The organism is Hymenobacter cheonanensis (assembly GCF_030581075.1).
Lineage (GTDB): Bacteria > Bacteroidota > Bacteroidia > Cytophagales > Hymenobacteraceae > Hymenobacter.
In genome coordinates this window covers 260,147-278,296 of record NZ_JAUQSW010000006.1, presented here as the reverse complement: position 1 = coordinate 278,296, position 18,150 = coordinate 260,147, and the positions used below count along the sequence as shown (strand labels likewise).

Here is an 18,150-nt window from a genome sequence, read left to right as displayed (position 1 = left end):
TTATTAATTCGCTGCGGCTCGCCACGCCCGCGCTTCGGCCAGCACCGCCAGCAGCTGCGGCGTTTCTATCTCGCGGGCGCAGCGGAAGTGCCCTAGCGGGCAGCGGGCGTGGCCATGCAGCCCGCAGGGCCGGCAGGCCAGCGGCCCCGGGTGCTCGACAATGCGCGAAAACGTGCTGAGCGGCCCAAACCCAAACGCGGGCACCGTCGAGCAGAAAATGGTGCACACCGGCGCATCGGTGGCCGAGCATAGGTGCAGCGGCGCCGAGTCATTCACGTAGTTCAGCACCGCCCCGCGCATCAGCGCCGCCGAGGCGAGCAAGGATAATTTGCCCGATAAATTCACCAGCCCTGGCCGGGCCGCCGCCTGGGCCAGCCGCTCGCAGGCGGCCGCATCGGGCGGGCCGCCCAGCAGGTACACCGGCAGGCTAGCGGGCAGGGCGGCCAGCAGCTCCAGCCACTTTTCCTCGGGGTACTGCTTGGTAAACCACACCGAAGTGGGCGCCAGGCACACGTATTCGCCCACAGCGGCGTAGGGTGCGGCCGCGCCCTCGTCGGCCAGGGTGGGGTAGAGGCGCGGGCGGGGCAGCGCAGGCGCACAAACTGCCTCCGTCAGCAGCCGTAGGTTGCGCGTCACCTCGTGCGTGCCGTCGCCGATAACGTGCGGCACGCGCCGCGTGAAAAACCGGCTGAACGGGTTTTCGGCAAAGCCCGCCCGCACTGGCGCGCCCGAAAAGGCCGTGAGAAACCCCGTGCTGGCGAAGCGCTGCAACGTCACTACCTGCCCGTATCGCTCCCGCCGAATCTGCCCTAGCAAACGCAGCAGGTTGGGGTATTTCCGGCTTTTCTTGTCCCAAACCAGCACCCGCCGAATGTGCGGATTGCCCGCCAGCAAGCCTTCATTGCCGCGCCGCACCAGCACATCGAGCGGCGCGTGCGGCGCGTGTAATGCCAGGTGCTCAACCAGCGCCGTGGCCAGGATGACATCGCCGATAAAGGCGGTTTGAAGGAGGAGGGTGGCTAGGGGCGAATCGGGCATGGGCAGGCCCCAAAGGTAGGGTCCGTCTTTAAAACGGCTGTGCGCCGGCCCTCATTGCCGAGCACGGGTGCGAGCACTTGCCAATAGCACTCGGGGGCTAGTGGCAGCCGCACTAAGCGTAACCTTAAAGAGAGCTAAAGCACAGGCTAAAAACAGATAAAAATCAGATTTTAGTTTTGTGTAAAATATAATGATAAAAAGATTTTTTGAAAAAATCTCCATTTGCTGATGGATTTTATATGAACTTTTTGAGATTGATTGTGAATTTAAGATGATTTTAGTACATTTAATTCATACTAAGTCATTCACCTCCAGTTCCGTGCCAGTACGACCCAGACAGTGCCCCCACCCACCTCCGCCCACTACCCATTTCTCTCACACTCTTTACCTATTTTGCTTATGAAAGCTTACCTTCCTCTGCACCTTGCCGCTGTCCTCAGCTGCAGTCTGCTAGCTTCTTCCTGCCAGAAGGAGTCCGACAACATTAAGCCGGCTGCCTCAGCCGCCGTGTCCACCAATGTGATGCCCGTCAACCATCTTATCTATGCTGAAGTAGGCACCCACTACAACCATTACCCGGTTCTTACTGGGGCAACCGGGTATTATATCCCGATGACGATGAAGACCTTGCATGTCACTCCGGGAAGCACAATAGAAGAATGGGTGTCGGACGACGTTGTGCCAGCACAATACCTTCCCTTGGATGAGAACAATAATCCGGTTTCGCTATCCTACATCTTTAGAGGCGGAGCCACCGTGGGTAACATCGTAATTGAAACGAAGACCACCTGGCAAAAGAATGGTACTGTCGAAATGCACGTCAAAAGCGTTTACAACTAATACGCTTCCGGGCTTTGAAAAATTGCTACGCTTCTCATAAGTAGGAATAATGCATGTCGCCGTACTGACTTCTTTATAATCTACTTCCTGTTGTGCGGGCATTGCGCCCGTGCTTCTTACCAAGAAAGCCCTGCTAAATCATATTTAGCAGGGCTTTCTTGATTTGTTCTGGACCAGCTTTACGCCGGCTGGCTCATCTTGTCCAGCGCGTCCATTACTTCTTTCACGTGGCCGCGCGAGGTTTCGAGCAGCGCTTTCTCTTCGTCGTTGAGCTGCAATTCAATCACGCGCTCCACACCGTTTTTGCCCAGAATGACCGGGGCGCCGAGGTACACGCCGTTTATGCCGTACTCGCCCTGCAGCTCGAGGCACACCGGGAATACGCGACGCTGGTCGCGCACGATGGCTTCGACCATTTGGGCCGCCGCCGCGCCGGGCGCGTACCAGGCCGAGGTACCCATGAGCTTCACCAGCTCGCCGCCGCCGTTCTTGGTGCGCTCCACAATGGCATCGAGCCTGGCTTTGTCAATCAGCTCGGTAACCGGGATGCCGCCCACGGTGGTATAGCGGGGCAGGGGCACCATCGTATCGCCGTGGCCACCCATCAGCACGGCCTGAATGTCTTTGGGGCTTACGTTCAGGGCCTCGGCCAAAAAGGCGCGGTAGCGAGCCGTGTCCAGGATGCCGGCCATGCCGAACACCTTTTCGCGGGGCAGCTTGGCGGTGAGGTGCGCCTGGTAAGTCATCACGTCGAGCGGGTTGCTCACGATGATAATAATGGCCTTGGGCGAGTGCTTCACCACCTGCTCGGTCACCGATTTCACGATGCCGGCGTTGGTGGCAATCAGGTCGTCGCGGCTCATGCCGGGCTTGCGGGGCAGGCCCGAGGTAATCACAACCACATCGGAGCCCGCCGTACGGGCGTAGTCGTTGGTAACGCCCACGGTGCGGGTGTCGTAGCCAATGATGGGCGCTTTCTGCCAGATATCGAGGGCTTTGCCTTCGGCGAAGCCCTCCTTGATGTCAACTAAAACAACTTCATTGGCAATTTCTCGGGTGGCAAGCACATCGGCGCAGGTAGCGCCCACGTTGCCAGCCCCAACTACGGTGACTTTCATGGGAATTAATGAAGGGTAGGAGGGAACAGCGCCAGCTAAGTCTGGCGCGGTAAAAGTACACCCGAAAGCGGCGCGGCAGCATCGGTAGCGCAGACTTATACCGACCGCAGCTGGTTTAGGACTGCGCGCCGGTGCCTCGCAGCCGGCTAGCCGGCCAGTAAAAATAAAGGCGAACGGCACACCCGCTAATGGTTAGGTATGCTATAAATACATGCTTAAAAAATAACTAGCCAGCAGAGTTGCTAAACTGCCGTAATCACAGCCGCTGCACGGCCAGCACGCGGGCGGTTGCCTCGTCTACCTTAAAGCGGTCATCGACGCGCAAGCCCACCACCCAGCAGATTTTGCCGTCGGCCGAGGTCAGCACGCGCACCTCGTCTTTGAGGTTGAGCGGCACTTTCTGGTCGATGAGAAAGTCGCTGAGGTGCTTTTTGCCCTTCATCCCCAGCGGCATAAACCAGTCGCCCTCCTGCCAGCGGCGCAGCGTGAGCGGAAACTTGAGCTTGTCGATGTCCAGCGCCGCCGTGCTGCGCGAGCGCGGAATCTCGTAGCCGGCGCCGTCGTGCTGGCTGGCGCGCAGGCGCAGGCCGTCGGCCAGCAGGTCTTCCTGGCCCTCAGCCAGCTGGAAGGTGCCGTACTGGGCCAGCCGCCGCGGCGTAATGACGAGCTGGTCGCGGTCCTTCACCAGGCGGTGGGTGGGCGAGTCGAACTGCTTGCCCGAAAGCCCGCCCAGGCTCGCCACAATCTCCTTGGTCACGGGCCACGAAAAGCCGAAGGGCCGCAGCAGCTCGTGCAGCACCAGGGTGGTGGCGGCCGTGTTTTGCAGCGTGGCAATGCTGAAATACGTGGCTTCGGGCGCATCGCGCCGGGCCTGGGCGGCGGTGTCGGCCACGTAGCGGCGCACTATTTCTTCGGCGCCGCCCACGCGCTCGGCGGTGCTGGCCAGGGTGTTATCGAGGTTGGGGTTGATTTCGCGCAGCACCGGCAGCACCTGCTGTCGCAGGCGGTTGCGCTGGTACACGGGGCTGTCGTTGGAGGCATCTTCGCGCCAGATAAGGCGGTTCTCAACCAAGTAGTCATACAGGTCATCCTTGGCGCTGGCCAGCAGCGGGCGCACCACGTAGCCATTTTTGGCCTGAATGCCGTGCAGGCCGGCTAGCCCCGTGCCGTGGGTGAGGTTGAGCAGCATCGTCTCGGCGGCATCGCGGCGGTGGTGGGCCGTGGCAATGGCGGCGTAGCCGTTGGTGGCGCGCACCTGCTCCCACCAGCGGTAGCGCAGCAGCCGGGCGGCCATCTGGGTCGAGATGCCTTCGCGCTCGGCAAAGGCCTTGGTTTGAAAAAACTCGGCGAAGTAGGGTACCTCGTACTGCTTGGCCAGCTTGCGCACAAACTGCTCGTCGGCGTCGGCCTCCTCGCCGCGCAACCCGAAGTGGCAGTGCGCCACGGCCAGCTGCGCCCCGAGCCGGTGCAGCACATCGAGCAGCACCACCGAGTCGAGCCCGCCGCTCACGGCCACGAGTATGGTATCGGTTTCGAGGTCGAAAAGCGAGTTCTCGGTAATAAAGCGGCGAATCTGGTCGAGCATGAGCAAAAAACGGGGGCTAGCAGCGCAGCCCTGTAAATAAGCAGTGAAAAATTACGCTGGCCCCAGCTGGTGCAGCCGCGCCCGCACGGCGGCCAGGCGCTCGGCCACCGGGAGGTCGCCGCGCAGTTCCAGCACCGGGCAGGCAAACTGGGCTAGCCAGCGGGTATGAGTGGCCAGGGTGCGGGTGCCGCCCGTGCTACTGTCGTCGTAGCCCGCCGCCCAGTCCAGAAATGCCTGGGTTCGGGCGGCCTGGCCAGGGTCGGTAAGCAGTAGATGGCCGTAGCGGGCGTGTTCGCGCAGGCGCAGGCGCTGCAGCCGCAGGGCCGGCGGCAGCCACAAAAATACAACGAGGTCGAACGCGGCCAGCCATTTTTCGTCCCAGCCCACGATGGAGCCGCCCACTATCCAGCTTTCTTGCCGGGCCAGGTCGTGGGCTAGCCGGGCAGCGCGCACGGCCGGCGGGCGCCGCCGGGTGAAGGGCGGGTCCGATGTTTCCCAGAAGTAATCGTCGGTGTTGAAATACGGCACGGGCAGCACCTGCGCGAGCGCTTCGCCCAGGGTGCTGACGCCCGTGCCCGAGGCGCCGAAAAGGTGCAGCTTCATGCGGTAAGGGAAGGGGCTGGCCCGGCCTGCGGGCACTAGGCGGCAAAGATGCGCGTTAGCCCCGGCCTACCGCCGTAACTTTGGCCCGAATGCCGCTTCCTCGCTTTTTCGTACTGCTCCTGCTTTTGCTGCCGCTGGGTGCCGTGTGGGCCCAGACCCGGCCTGGCGCCGCGCCCCAGCCCGGCCCGCGCCCCCAGACCGTGAAGGGCGCCCCCGTAGACCTGCAACACGCCGGCAAGCTGAGCGGCGGCGACTTTAACGGCGTGAAAATCCGCAAGTTGCTGGGTAGCGTGGTCTTCAAGCAGCAGGATGTGCTGCTCTACTGCGACTCGGCCTACCAGTACCTGGAGCGCAACGAGATTGAGGCGTTCAGCAACGTGCGCATTGTGCAGAGCGACACGATGACCATCACCGGCGACCACGGCTTTTACGACGGCAACAAGCGCCTGGCCCGCATGACCGGCCAGGTCGTGACCATGCGCGACCCGCGCATGACGCTCACCACCACGGCCCTCGACTACGACCTGACCCGCAAAACGGCCTTCTACACCGTGGGCGGCCACATCGTAGACCCTAAAAACACCCTCGATAGCCAGCAGGGCTTCTACGATACTAATAGCAAAGTCTTTGTCTTTAAGCGCGATGTGCACCTGGTTTCGCTCGATGAGCAGGGCCAGCCCACCGACCTGCGCAACGATACGCTGACCTTTAACACGAGCACTAAAATCGCGTATTTCGACGGCCCCACGCGCATTAAAAGCACGCAGGGCGACCTCTACGCCGAGAAGGGTACCTATAATACCGTAACGCGGGTGTCCAATTTTGCCCGCAAAGCGCAGATTGAAACGCCCGGCTACTTGCTAGGGGGCGACGTGCTGGTGTACGACCAGGTGAAGCTCTACGGCGTGGCTACGGGCCACGTGTCACTGATTTCGAAGAAGGATAACCTCGTGCTGCGCGGCGACCAGGGCCGCTACTGGCGGGCGCTGGGCCGCACCAAGCTTTTTGGCTCGCGGCCGGTGGTGCGCAATATTTCGGGCAAGGACACGCTGTATATGGCCGCCGATACGCTGCTCAGCGTGGAGTCGCGGCTGGGGCGGGCTAGCCAGCGGCCCATCCTCTACGCCTGGCCCAAGGTGCAGATTTTCAGGGGGAAAATGCAGGGGCGCTGCGATTCGCTCACCTACGACCGCCAGGACAGCGTTATCTACCTCAACCGCGACCCGGTAATCTGGCAGGCTCGCAACCAGCTCACTTCCGACTCGATGAACCTGCGCTTCAAGCGCGGCCAACTCGACCGCGCCAGCCTGTTTTCTAATGCCTTTGCCATTCAGGAAGACACCGTGCTGGACTACAACCAGGTAAAAGGCCGCAACATGATAGCCTACTTCCGACGCAGCCAGATGGCCCGCATCGACGTGCTGGGCAACGCCGAAAGCCTGTACTTTACCCTGGAAAATGACTCCAGCAGAAGCGGTATAAGCAAGTCTTATATGAGCGGTATGAACAAGTCGTTTTCGGCTTCGATGACGCTGCGCTTTGTCGACAATAAAATCAAGCAGCTCACCTGGGTCACCAACCCCGACGCCAGCTATACGCCCATTCACGAGCTTAAAGCCACTGATAAAGAGCTGAAAGGCTTTCGCTGGCGGCCTACCGAGCGGCCCACCCGCCGCGTGGTATTCGGCAAGCATTTCGCCGCCGACATCAAGCGCGCCAAGCCCAAGGCGAAGCCTAAAGCCAAGGCTGGCAAGGTGAAACCAAAAACGAAAGCCAAGGCCCGGCCCCCGCGTCCGGCCACCCCTAAAGCGGCGCCGGCCCGGCCCGCTGCCGCCCCGCCGGCCGCCGCTGCAACCCCCCGCTAGCCTGGCGGCTCCTACGCTAGCCGGGCCACTACAGGCTTGCGGTGGAACTCCGGGCCGCGCGGCTGCCGTTTTACTTGTACCTTTGCCCTTTGTATGCGATTCTCCCGTTTGATTACCGCCGCCCTGCTCACCAGCACCCTCACGCTAGGGTCCTGCACGGGCTACCAGAAGCTGCTGAAAAGCGGCAGTGTGAATGAGAAGTACGAGGCGGCCATCAAGTACTACGACAAGGGCGATTTCTTCCGCTCGGGTACGCTGCTCGAAGAGCTGATTCCGCTGCTCAAGGGCCGGCCCGAAGCCGAGAAGGCGCAGTTTTACTTCGCCAATACGAATTACAAGCAGCGCAACTACGTGCTGAGCGCCTACTACTTCAAGCAGTTTATCGATACCTACCCCAACTCGCCGCAGGTGGAGGAGGCGTCGTTTTTGCGGGCCAAGTCGCTCTACCGCGACTCGCCGGGCTACGAGCTGGACCAGACCAACACGATTACGGCCGTCGAAACGATTCAGGATTTTCTGAATACCTACGCCACCAGCCAGTTCCGGGCCGAGGCCGAAAGCATGTCGCAGGAATTGCAGAAGAAACTGGAAAACAAGGCTTTCCAGAGTGCCAAGCTCTACTACGCCCTGCGCTACAACCAGGCGGCCGTAACCTCGCTCGGCAACTTTACGCTGCAATATCCCGGCTCGGCCTACGGCGAGCAAGCCGACTACATCAAGCTGCAAGCCCAGTATGCCTGGGCCAAGGAAAGCATCGAATCGAAGCAGCGCGAGCGCTTCCTGGACGTGGTAGCCTTCTACCAGCGCTTCGTGGACACCTATCCGCAGAGCAAAAACCTGCGCCTGGCCCAAACCATGTACGACGACAGCCGCGCCGAGCTGGAGCGCCTCAAGAGCATTCCTGACGCCAACGCGGCAGCCAGCCCGGCGCCGGCCCCCGGCACAAACTAATTTTTCGGTCGCTAGTTACTTGTTCCCAGCTTTTGCGGCTGGCCCTGTGCTTTCGACTGCCAACCAGCAACCGACTACCCAACATCATGAAGACCCCCGCCTCCGCCTCCATCATCACCCGCAACCTGGCCGACATCACGACCACCAACAACAACGTGTACGAGGCGATTTCCATCATCTCGAAGCGCGCCAACCAGCTGTCGGTGAAGCTGAAAGAGGAGCTGACCGACCGCCTGGCCGAGTTTGCCACCACCGTCGATAACCTCGAAGAAGTGTTCGAAAACCGCGAGCAGATTGAAATCAGCAAGCAGTACGAGCGGATGCCCAAGCCCACCAGCCAGGCCATCGAAGAGTTCATCGCCGGCGAGCTGCACTACGAAACGCCCGAGGCCGCGCCCGTTATCATTCCCCGCGAGCTGTTCTAGATGACTTGTTAGCTGTTGATTGTTAAGTGATTATTTTAATGAGTGCTAACAATCAACAACCGACAATCAGCAGTCAACTGTCAACTTTGCCCGGCCGCCGCATCCTGCTAGGGGTGAGCGGCAGCATTGCGGCCTACAAAGCTGCGCCCCTAGTGCGGCTGCTGGTGCAGGCCGGCGCCGAGGTGCAGGTTATCCTCACCGAAGCCGCCGCGCTGTTCGTCACGCCCCTCACGCTGGGTACCCTCTCCAAAAAGCCCGTCCTGACGGGCTTTTTGCGTGATGCGGCCAGTGGGCAGTGGCACAACCACGTGGAGCTAGGCCTGTGGGCCGACGCCTACCTCATTGCCCCGGCCAGCGCCAATACGCTCGGCCAGCTCGCCAATGGCTTGTGCCCTAACCTGCTGAGCGCGGTGTACTTATCGGCGCGCTGCCCGGTGTTTCTGGCCCCGGCCATGGACCTGGACATGTATGCCCACCCGGCGGTGCAGCAAAATATTGCGCGCCTGCGCTCGTTCGGCAACCACGTGTTCGATTCGCCTAGTGGCGCGCTGGCCAGCGGCCTCAGCGGCCCCGGCCGTATGCTGGAGCCCGAGCAAATAGTGGCCGAGCTATCAACTTTTTTTGGCGTACCTGGCTGAGCAGCTTTCAATTGTTAATTGCTCACCGTTAATTGATGATTGAAAAAATGCGTGTTCTCCTGACCGCCGGCCCTACCTACGAGCCCCTCGACCCGGTGCGGTTTCTGGGCAACCGCTCGACCGGCAAGATGGGCTACGCCCTGGCCGAAGCTTTTGCGGCTGCCAGCGCCGGCGTGACCCTAGTAAGCGGGCCTACGGCGCTGCCCGCCCCGGCTAGCCCCCTCATCAGCACGGTGCGCGTCGAAACAGCCCAGCAGATGTACGAGGCCGCCGCTGAGGCCGCGCCGCTGGCCGACGTGTGGGTGTTTGCCGCCGCCGTGGCCGACTACCGCCCGGCCCACGCAGCGGCCGAAAAGATTAAAAAAGAAGGCGATACGCTCACGCTGGAGCTGGTGAAAAACGTGGACATCGCCGCCACGCTCGGCCAAACCAAGCGGCCTGAACAATTTTCGGTCGGTTTTGCGTTGGAAACTACCAACGAGCTGGCCCACGCCCAGGGCAAGCTGGTGCGCAAAAACTTCGACTTAGTGGTGCTCAATTCCTTGCGCGATGCCGGCGCCGGCTTCGGCCACGATACCAACAAGGTGACCGTGCTCGACCGCGCCGGGCAGGTGCTTAACTTTGAGCTGCAAGCCAAATCGGAGCTGGCCCGCACGCTGGTTGCCCTTATTCTGACCCGTTTTACCGCCGTTTATGCGTAAGATTTTCACGTTGTGCTGCCTGCTGCTCGCAGCAATGGCCCGCCCTAGCCAGGCGCAGGAGTTGAACGCTGTGGTAGCTATCACGCAGGAAAACACAACGGTAACAGACCCTGCGTTAATTGCTCAGCTTCAAGCAAGAATAACTGAGTTTTTGAATGGGCGCTCTTGGACCAAACAATCTTATCAGCAAGCAGAGCGCATTAAACTCCGAATGTTTATCGGCCTCACTAATGCGCAAAATGGCACGTATCAGGCTACAATGCGGCTTATTGCTACTCGGCCCGTGTATGGTACCAGTTATGAGACTAATTTATTGAATATTAACGATAGAAGCTTTAATTTTATTTATACCCCCCAAATACAGCTTGACTACTCGCCTAGCAACTTCGTCAATAACCTGTCGTCGCTGCTGGCTTTTTATGCCTACATGGTAATTGGGGCTGACCAGGATACCTTTTCGCGGCTCGGCGGCACCATCTATTACGACCAGGCGCGAGTGATTTTGCAATATTCGGCTAGCCAGACTACCGAGCCAGATGCGGGCTGGACCGATACCAGCCCGCGTAATCGCTACTGGCTGCTCAACAACCTCACCGACCCGCAGCTCGAAGCCTTCCGCACCGGCCTTTATGCGTATTACCGGCAGGGGATGGATATTTTTATTGAGAAGCCCGACGAAGCGCGCACCTCCATCTTAGCGGCGCTCACTGGCATTCAGAAAGCTAATACGGTGCGGCCCAGCACGCTGTTCGTGCGTGCCTTCTTCGATGCGAAGGCCGACGAGATTACCAATATCTTCCGCACCAGCACCGATTCGCAGCAGAAGCAGCAGCTCATTGCTCTCTTGACGGATGTAGACCCCGGAAATCTGGCTAAATACCAAACCGTTATCCGCCAATAACTGCTGATTTCGCGGATATGCCCACTGCGTGGGCTGACTAGGCTAACGGGTGGGCGGTTTCGCCTGCCCGTTTTTTATGCGCTGCTTGGAGTGGCGTGAGCCGTCTTTTTAGCTTCTGCCAAGCAAATTGGTAAGCGTATTTGCCGGTTAGCTACTAATTTTAGTGTAGCGTAGCCCGGCGGCAAGCCATAAGCAATTGGCCCGGCACTAAACCAAGCGCATAGCCCGCCCGCGGAGCGGGCGTGTCCGCGAAATTCGTTCAATCCGTTAAACCTGCGGTCGATGTTAGTAGACCTTCGTATTCAGAATTACGCTCTTATCGAGCAGTTAGAGCTGCGCCCGTCGCCGCTGCTCAATATTATTACCGGCGAAACCGGGGCGGGCAAGTCCATTATGCTAGGGGCTATCGGGTTGCTGCTGGGCAACCGGGCCGACTCGCGGATGCTCTTCCATACCGAGCGCAAGTGCGTGATTGAGGGGCAGTTCGACATCAAGAATTACCAGCTTCAGGATATTTTTGAGGCCGAAGACCTGGACTACGATACGCAGTGCATTCTGCGGCGCGAAATAAGCCCCTCGGGCAAGTCGCGGGCTTTCGTGAATGATACGCCCGTGACGCTGGATGCCCTGCGTAAGATTGGGGCCAACCTCATGGACATTCACTCGCAGCACGATACGCTGCTGCTGGGCGATGCCGTGTTTCAGCTCAACCTGCTCGACCTCTACGCCAACCTCGTGCCCACGCGTACGCAGTACGGTAATGCCTACCGCCAGTACCGCAAGCTCGAAACCGACCTTAAGACGCTGGAAGACCAATCGGCCCAGGCCAGCAAAGAGTTGGATTACAATAGCTTTTTGCTGAGTGAGCTGGAAGACGCTAGCCTCGATAAGGAAGACCAGGAGGCGCTGGAGCAGGAAGTGAAGCAGCTGGAGCACGCCGAGGAAATCAAATACAAGCTGAGCCAGGCGCTGCACGGCCTGCGCGACAGCGAAAGCTGCGCCACCGGCACCATGAAGGACGCCTCGACGCTGCTAGGGCAGGTATCGGGCTACTCGGAGGCCTTCCGCGAGCTGCGCCAGCGCCTGGAAAGCTGCCTGATTGAGCTGCACGACATTGCCGACGAGGTGGAAACCGCCGAGCGCCGCACCGAGGGCGACCCCGCCCGCGCCGAGGAGTTGCAGGCGCGCCTCACGGTGCTCTACAACCTGCAGCGCAAGCACCAGCGCCGCGACGTGGAGGGCCTGCTCGAAACCCGCGAAACCCTGCGCCAGAAAGTGGGCTCGGTGCTGAATCTGGACAAGGAAATCAGCCGCCTGCGTAAAGACTCCGACGCCGCGCTGAAGCAGGCTACTGCCCAGGCTGCCAAGCTATCGGAGAGCCGCCGCAAGGCCTTCCCGAAGTTTGAGAAGGAGCTGAGCGCGCTGCTCGCCGACCTCGGGATGCCGCATGCCCGCATCGTGGTCGAGCACAAAACGGGCCCGCTCTCGGCTAGCGGCTCCGACGTGGTGAGCATCCTGTTTACGGCCAATAAGGGCGCCCAGCCGCAAACCTTGAGCAAGGCTGCCTCGGGCGGTGAGTTTTCGCGCCTGATGCTGTGCATCAAGTATATGCTAGCCGACAAAACGGCGCTGCCGACCATTGTTTTCGACGAAATTGACACCGGCATCAGCGGTGAGATTGCGGTGAAAGTGGGCCGCATGATGCAGCAAATGGCGCACAAGCACCAACTCGTGGCCATTTCGCACCTGCCGCAGATGGCGGCGGCCGGCGACACCCACTATTTCGTGTACAAGGAAGACCGCGCCGACCGCACCGTGAGTCGCATCCGGCAGCTCTCGCCCGACGACCGCATCAAGGAAATTGCGCACATGATAGCGGGCGCCAAGCCTAGCGAACATGCCTTGCAGAGTGCCCGCGAACTGCTGGCCTTGCGCGGGGAAGAACTTGTGGGATAAGCGCCGGCTGGCACCACAGCGCCAGCTGCCAAGCCGGTAGCGAGCCCTACGCTGGCGGCCGGCTTTTGCTTGCGCGTAAATACCTACTTTTGCTGACTGTTTGTTCCTCTGGCAAGCTAAAGCTTACCCCCCACTTATGTCCTCTAACCTCCTCGCCGGCAAAGTCGGCATCATCTCCGGCGCTCTCAACTCCCAATCTATTGCCTGGAAAGTGGCCCAGAAAGCCCACGAGCAAGGCGCGCGCATCGTGCTCACCAACGCGCCGCTAGCCATGCGCATGGGCGAAATCAAGGCCCTGGCCGCCGAGATTGACGCGCCCATTATTCCGGCCGATGCTACGTCGATTGAGGAGCTAGGCACGCTGTTTACGGAGGCGCAAACCCACTTCGGCGGCAAAATTGATTTCTTGCTGCACTCCATTGGCATGAGCGCCAACATCCGCAAGGGCAAGAGCTACGGCGACCTCGACTACAAATTCTTTCAGCAGACGCTGGACGTGTCGGCGCTGTCGCTGCACAAGATGCTGGCGGTGGCTGAGAAGCAAGACGCCTTCAACGAGTGGGGTAGCGTGGTGGCGCTCAGCTACATCGCGGCCCAGCGTGCCTTCCTCGACTATACCGATATGGCGCAGGCCAAGGCTGTGCTCGAGAGCATTGCCCGCAGCTACGGCCAGCGGCTAGGCCACCTCAAAAAGGTGCGCGTGAACACGGTGTCGCAGTCGCCGACCAAGACCACGGCCGGCACCGGCATCAGCGGGTTCAACGCGTTTTATGAGTACGCCAGCAAGATGTCGCCGCTCGGCAACGCGCCCGCCGAGGCGTGCGCCGACTACTGCGTATCGCTCTTCTCGGACCTGACGCGCTACGTAACCATGCAAAACCTGATGCACGACGGCGGCTTCAGCAGCACCGGCATCTCGCAGGAGATGGCCGATTTGATGGAGAAGGCCGGCGAGTAATCGCTCGGCTAGTTTGCTACTATAAAAAAGGCCCCGCGTTGCAGCCGGGCCTTTTTTGTGCGTGAAGAGGAGCTATTGGCTAGCCCTTATTTGGCCCCGCCCGGCGCCGAAAGCTCCTGGCCCAGCGGCAGTGGGTCGCCGAAGACTGGGGCGCCGTCGGCGGCAAAGGTGAAGGGCTGCATGCGGGGCGTGCGCTCGCGGCCGCAGCCCTGGCCGGGCTCGGCGTTGGCGTGGTAGAGTAGCCAGTGCTGCTTGCCGTTGGGCGAGTCGAAGAAGCTGTTGTGGCCGGCGGCGTAGGTGCCTTTCACGTTTTGAGCGCGGAACACGGGCTCAGATTCCTTGTGCCAGGAGGCAGGGTTGAGCAGGTCGGCGCCCGGCTCGGTCCAGACCAGGCCCAGGGCGTAGAAGTCGGTCCAGCAGCCGCTGGCCGAGTACACAATGTTGACCCGGCCGTTGGGGCTAGCCAAAAATTGCGGGCCTTCGTTGACGAGCACGTAGGCCGGCTCGCCGGGGCTGAAGCGGGGCAGCAGGCCGTGCTGCTCCCAGCCAAAGCGCGGGTCGGAAATGCGCAGGCGCGGGCCGGTAGTAGTCCAGGGGTTGCTCATGCGGGCCAGGTAGATGTCCTGGCGGCCGTTCTCATCACCCTCCCAGCCCGACCAGATGGCGTAGAGCTGGCCCTGGCTTTCAAACACCGAGCCGTCGATGGCCCACTTATCGTCAGGCGTTTTGAGTTGGCCCTTAAGCGTCCATTTGCCCTTGGTGGGGTCAGGCGAGGGGTTTTCGAGCACGTAGAGGCGGTGGTTGTTATTGCTGCCATTGTCGGCGGCGAAGTACACATACCACTTGCCGGCCAGAAAATGCAGCTCGGGTGCCCAGATTTCCTTGGAATAAGGCCCGGCGGCGGGCGGCGTCCAGATGGTGGTTTTCTCGGCCTGGGCCAGCTGCGCCAGGTTGGGCGTTTTCCAGATGGTGAGGTCGCGGCCGGTGGTGTGCATGTAGTAGTAGCTGCCGTCGTGGTACACGGCCCACGGGTCGGCCCCGCCGGGCAGCAGCGGGTTAGTAAACGTTTGGCCCCAGGCCTGGCCGAGGGTGCCTAGCAGCACCAAAAACAGATAGCGAAAGCGCATAAGAACGGGTTGGGTACGTGGGAGGGCTAGCCAGAAAAGCCGCCGAGGGTCAAAATAACAAAACAAGCCAGGCCGCAAGACCTGGCTTGTTTTGGGGAAACTACCTAAGTGGTGCTAGGCCGGTACGGGGGCGCCCTGGGGTGCCTCGCCTTCGTGGGGGGCGTCGCCCTCCTTGGGCGGGCCGCCGTGCTCGTCGGGCTTGTAGTTTTTCTCCAGCTCGGCCAGCTTCTCTTTGCCGTAGGCGAAGCGCGTGATGATGACGTAGAGCACCGGCACGATGAAAATACCCATGCCCGTGGCGGCCAGCATGCCGCCCATCACGGTCCAGCCCAGCGTCTGGCGGCTCTGGGCGCCGGCGCCGGACGCGAATATCAGCGGCAGAATACCGAGGATGAAGGCTAGCGAGGTCATGATGATGGGGCGCAGGCGCTGGCGCACGGCATCGAGCGTAGCATCGACCAGCGGCATACCCTTATCGACCCGCTCTTTGGCAAACTCCACAATCAGGATAGCGTTTTTGGCTGAAAGGCCGATGAGCGTAATCATGCCGATTTGGGCGTACACGTTGTTTGTGAGCTTGGGCAGGAAGAACAGTGCCAGGATAGCGCCAAAAATGCCCACCGGCACCGCCAGCAGCACCGAGAACGGCACCGACCAGCTTTCGTACAGCGCGGCCAGGAACAGGAAGACGAAGATGATGGACAGGCCGAAGATGTAAATCGTTTGGCCGCCGGCCAGCAGCTCCTCGCGGCTCAGGCCCGAAAACTCGAAGCCGTAGCCCTGCGGCAATGTCTGCGCGGCCGTTTCCTGCAAGGCCTTGATGGCATCGCCCGAGCTATAGCCCGCGTTCGGGTTGCCGTTGATTTCGGCCGAGCGGAACAGGTTGTAGTGCGAGATGAGCGGCGCGGTTTCGGTGCGCTTGTAGGTGGTGAGCGTGCTCAGCGGCACCATTGCGCCGGCGCTGTTGCGCACGTAGTACTGGCCCAGGTCGGAAATGTCGCCGCGATACGACGAGTCGGCCTGCGCCACCACCCGGAACGTGCGGCCGTAGAGCGTAAAGTCGTTGATGTAGGCGCTACCCAGGTAGGTGCGCAACGCGTTGCCCACTTCCGTGATGGACACCCCGAGCTTCTTGGCCTTCTGGCGGTCGATGTCGAGCCGGTAGCCCGGCGTATTGGCGGTGAAGAATGAGAAGCTCGACGCGATTTCGGGCCGCTGACGAATGGCTCCCAGGAATTTCTGCAGGTTGGCATCAAAGGCCTTGATGTCGCCCCCGGCCTCGCGCTCCTGGAAAATGAACGAGAAGCCACCCGTGTTGCCCAGGCCCGGAATGGCGGGCGGCGAAATCACGACCGTGGTAGCTTCCTTGTAGCGGGCCATGCGCTGCTGCACGTTGGCCATGAGGCCGGTGAGTTGCAGCTCCTTGGCCTTGCGGTCTTCCCAGGGCTGCAGCTGGCAGAAAATGGTGCCCGAGTTCGATTTAGAAGAGAAGTTAACGGCATTCAGGCCGCCCAGCGCGGCGTAGTGCGCAATGCCTTTGGTCTGGCTCAGCTCCTTCATCATCTCCTGCAGCGTGGCCACAGTGCGGCCGGTAGAGGCGCCTTCGGGCAGGTTGAAGGTGATGATAATCCGGCCTTCATCCTCGGTGGGCAGGAAGCCGCTAGGCTTGCTGCGGAACAACAGGCCCGCGCCCACCAGGATGCACAGCAGAATAACCACTACGAAGCGCGAGTGCTTGATGCCGCGCTGCACGCCGTTGCCGTACTTCTCGGTAACGCGCCCAAACCAGTCGTTGAATTTTTTGAAGCCCTTGTTAATGAATCCTTTCGACTCCTGGCCTTCCTCGTGAGGCCGGAGCAGCAGCACGCACAGCGCCGGGGTGAGCGACAAGGCCACGAAGGCCGAAATCAGCACCGAGATGGCGATGGTAATGGCAAACTGCTGATAGAGCCGCCCCGTAATGCCCGGGATGAAGCCCACCGGCACAAACACCGCCGCCAGAATGAGCGCAATGGCAATAACCGGCGCCGATATCTCGCGCATGGCCTCCAGGGTGGCATCCACGGGGCTCATCTTGCGCTCGTTGATGTTCACCTCCACGGCCTCGACCACCACGATGGCGTCATCGACTACAATACCGATGGCGAGCACGAAGCCAAAGAGCGTCAGCGTGTTAATGGTAAACCCTAGCGGAATAAAGAAGATGAACGTGCCGATGATGGACACCGGAATGGCGAGCACCGGAATGAGCGTGGTACGCCAGCTTTGCAAAAAGATGAACACCACCACGACCACCAGCAGCAGGGCCTCGACCAGCGTGTGCACCACTTCCTCAATGGACACCTGCACCACGCTAGCCGCCTCAAACGGCACCACGTAGTCGAGGTCGGCCGGAAACTGCTTTTTTAGGTCGTTCATGGTGGCGATTACGTTCTCGTAGGTTTGGAGAGCGTTGGCGCCGGGCGCCTGGTAAACAAGCAGATAGGCGGCACGCTTGCCATCTACATACGAGTTGTTGGCGTAGTTGAACTTGCCCAGCTCGATGCGGGCCACGTCGCGCAGATACACCAGCGAGCCATCTTCGGGCCGGGTTTTCACCACCACATCGCCAAACTGCTGAATGGTGGCCAGCCGGCCCTGCACTGTCACGATGTACTCAAACGACTGCCCGCGCTGGGCGGGCGGAGCGCCCACCGAGCCGGCCGCAATCTGGGCGTTCTGCTCGTTGAGGGCGGCCTGGATATCGGCGGCCGTCACCCCTAGCTGGGCCAGCTTATCGGGCTTCAGCCAGAGGCGCATCGAGAAGTCGTCGGCGCGGCTCACAATATCGCCCACGCCCTTGGTGCGCAGCAGCGCGTCCTTGATAAAAACGTTGGCGTAGTTGTCGAGGAAAGTCGTGTTGTGCGAGCCTTTGGGCGCGTACATAGCCACCAGCATCAGGATGCTGGGGTTGCGCTTGCGCACCGTAAGGCCCAGGCGCTGCACCTCCTGGGGCAGGGTAGGCGTGGCAATGCCCACACGGTTTTGCACGTCGAGGGCGGCAATGTTGATGTCGGTGCCCACCTCGAAGTTCACCGTCATGCTCATCTGCCCGTTGCTGGTGCTGTTGCTTTGCAGGTAGGTCATGCCGGGCGTGCCGTTTACCTGCACCTCCACGGGCGTGGCTACGGTTTGCTCCACGGTTTGGGCGTCGGCCCCGATGTAGTTGCCCGTCACCGACACCGTGGGCGGCGTGATTTCGGGGTACTGCCCAATGGGCAGGTTCAGCATGGCCAGCACGCCCACCAGCACTATCACCAGCGAGGCGACAATGGCCGTGACGGGCCGGCGAATAAAGGTTTCTGCAATCATAAGAAGGTAGTCGGGCTAGGGCAGTACGCTAAAAAAGAGCGTCATGCTGAACGCAGTGAAGCATCTCGCTCGCGTCGTTGCTATCGGTTAGAG

The 18,150-nt window shown here is 60.8% G+C and carries 15 protein-coding genes; 9 read left to right on the top strand and 6 right to left on the bottom strand.

Annotation, left to right across the window (positions count from 1 at the left end; translation table 11 throughout):
* Positions 1–3: 3 nt before the first annotated feature.
* Complete coding sequence (locus Q5H89_RS13730) at positions 4–1,038, bottom strand: glycosyltransferase family 9 protein (RefSeq protein ID WP_305019897.1); 1,035 nt, start codon at positions 1,036–1,038, stop codon at positions 4–6.
* Positions 1,039–1,437: 399 nt separating this feature from the next.
* Here Q5H89_RS13730 and Q5H89_RS13725 point away from each other — a divergent pair, with 399 nt between their 5' ends.
* The gene (locus Q5H89_RS13725) at positions 1,438–1,878 is read left to right on the top strand and encodes a hypothetical protein (RefSeq protein ID WP_305019896.1); all 441 of its coding nucleotides are present in this window, start codon (positions 1,438–1,440) and stop codon (positions 1,876–1,878) included.
* 179 nt (positions 1,879–2,057) lie between these two features.
* On the opposite strand, the gene mdh is transcribed toward Q5H89_RS13725, so the two are convergent.
* From mdh to Q5H89_RS13710, 3 genes are all read right to left on the bottom strand, one after another.
* Positions 2,058–2,996 (bottom strand): malate dehydrogenase, encoded by a 939-nt coding sequence (mdh, locus tag Q5H89_RS13720; protein WP_305019895.1) that lies wholly within the window; start codon positions 2,994–2,996, stop codon positions 2,058–2,060.
* A 256-nt stretch (positions 2,997–3,252) separates the two neighbouring features.
* The gene (tilS, locus tag Q5H89_RS13715) at positions 3,253–4,581 is read right to left on the bottom strand and encodes a tRNA lysidine(34) synthetase TilS (RefSeq protein ID WP_305019894.1); all 1,329 of its coding nucleotides are present in this window, start codon (positions 4,579–4,581) and stop codon (positions 3,253–3,255) included.
* Between the two features lie 51 nt (positions 4,582–4,632).
* Positions 4,633–5,184 carry an adenylate kinase gene (locus Q5H89_RS13710; protein ID WP_305019893.1) on the bottom strand — a complete coding sequence of 184 codons (552 nt, stop codon included), beginning with the start codon at positions 5,182–5,184 and terminating at the stop codon, positions 4,633–4,635.
* An 89-nt stretch (positions 5,185–5,273) separates the two neighbouring features.
* Here Q5H89_RS13710 and Q5H89_RS13705 point away from each other — a divergent pair, with 89 nt between their 5' ends.
* The 8 genes from Q5H89_RS13705 (at position 5,274) to Q5H89_RS13675 (ending at position 13,579) form a co-directional block, all read left to right on the top strand.
* Positions 5,274–7,049 carry an OstA-like protein gene (locus Q5H89_RS13705; RefSeq protein ID WP_305019892.1) on the top strand — a complete coding sequence of 592 codons (1,776 nt, stop codon included), beginning with the start codon at positions 5,274–5,276 and terminating at the stop codon, positions 7,047–7,049.
* Positions 7,050–7,142: 93 nt separating this feature from the next.
* Complete coding sequence (locus tag Q5H89_RS13700) at positions 7,143–8,000, top strand: outer membrane protein assembly factor BamD (RefSeq protein WP_305019891.1); 858 nt, start codon at positions 7,143–7,145, stop codon at positions 7,998–8,000.
* 86 nt (positions 8,001–8,086) lie between these two features.
* Complete coding sequence (locus tag Q5H89_RS13695; protein WP_305019890.1) at positions 8,087–8,425, top strand: DNA-directed RNA polymerase subunit omega; 339 nt, start codon at positions 8,087–8,089, stop codon at positions 8,423–8,425.
* A gap of 86 nt (positions 8,426–8,511) precedes the next feature.
* On the top strand, positions 8,512–9,063 hold the full coding sequence (locus Q5H89_RS23275; RefSeq protein ID WP_369810665.1) for a flavoprotein: 552 nt from the start codon (positions 8,512–8,514) through the stop codon (positions 9,061–9,063).
* A gap of 47 nt (positions 9,064–9,110) precedes the next feature.
* Positions 9,111–9,764 (top strand): phosphopantothenoylcysteine decarboxylase domain-containing protein, encoded by a 654-nt coding sequence (locus Q5H89_RS23270; RefSeq protein ID WP_369810664.1) that lies wholly within the window; start codon positions 9,111–9,113, stop codon positions 9,762–9,764.
* Positions 9,757–10,665 (top strand): type IX secretion system protein PorD, encoded by a 909-nt coding sequence (porD, locus tag Q5H89_RS13685; RefSeq protein WP_369810663.1) that lies wholly within the window; start codon positions 9,757–9,759, stop codon positions 10,663–10,665. Before Q5H89_RS23270 ends, porD begins: the two co-directional genes overlap by 8 nt.
* A gap of 282 nt (positions 10,666–10,947) precedes the next feature.
* Positions 10,948–12,621: a DNA repair protein RecN gene (recN, locus tag Q5H89_RS13680; protein ID WP_305019889.1), complete on the top strand. Its 1,674-nt coding sequence runs from the start codon at positions 10,948–10,950 to the stop codon at positions 12,619–12,621.
* 136 nt (positions 12,622–12,757) lie between these two features.
* The gene (locus Q5H89_RS13675; RefSeq protein WP_305019888.1) at positions 12,758–13,579 is read left to right on the top strand and encodes an enoyl-ACP reductase FabI; all 822 of its coding nucleotides are present in this window, start codon (positions 12,758–12,760) and stop codon (positions 13,577–13,579) included.
* Between the two features lie 86 nt (positions 13,580–13,665).
* On the opposite strand, the gene Q5H89_RS13670 is transcribed toward Q5H89_RS13675, so the two are convergent.
* Positions 13,666–14,706 (bottom strand): glycoside hydrolase family 43 protein, encoded by a 1,041-nt coding sequence (locus Q5H89_RS13670; RefSeq protein WP_305019887.1) that lies wholly within the window; start codon positions 14,704–14,706, stop codon positions 13,666–13,668.
* Positions 14,707–14,820: 114 nt separating this feature from the next.
* Entirely contained in the window at positions 14,821–18,057 is a 3,237-nt protein-coding gene (locus Q5H89_RS13665) for an efflux RND transporter permease subunit (protein ID WP_305019886.1), read from the bottom strand.
* Positions 18,058–18,150 lie beyond the last annotated feature (93 nt).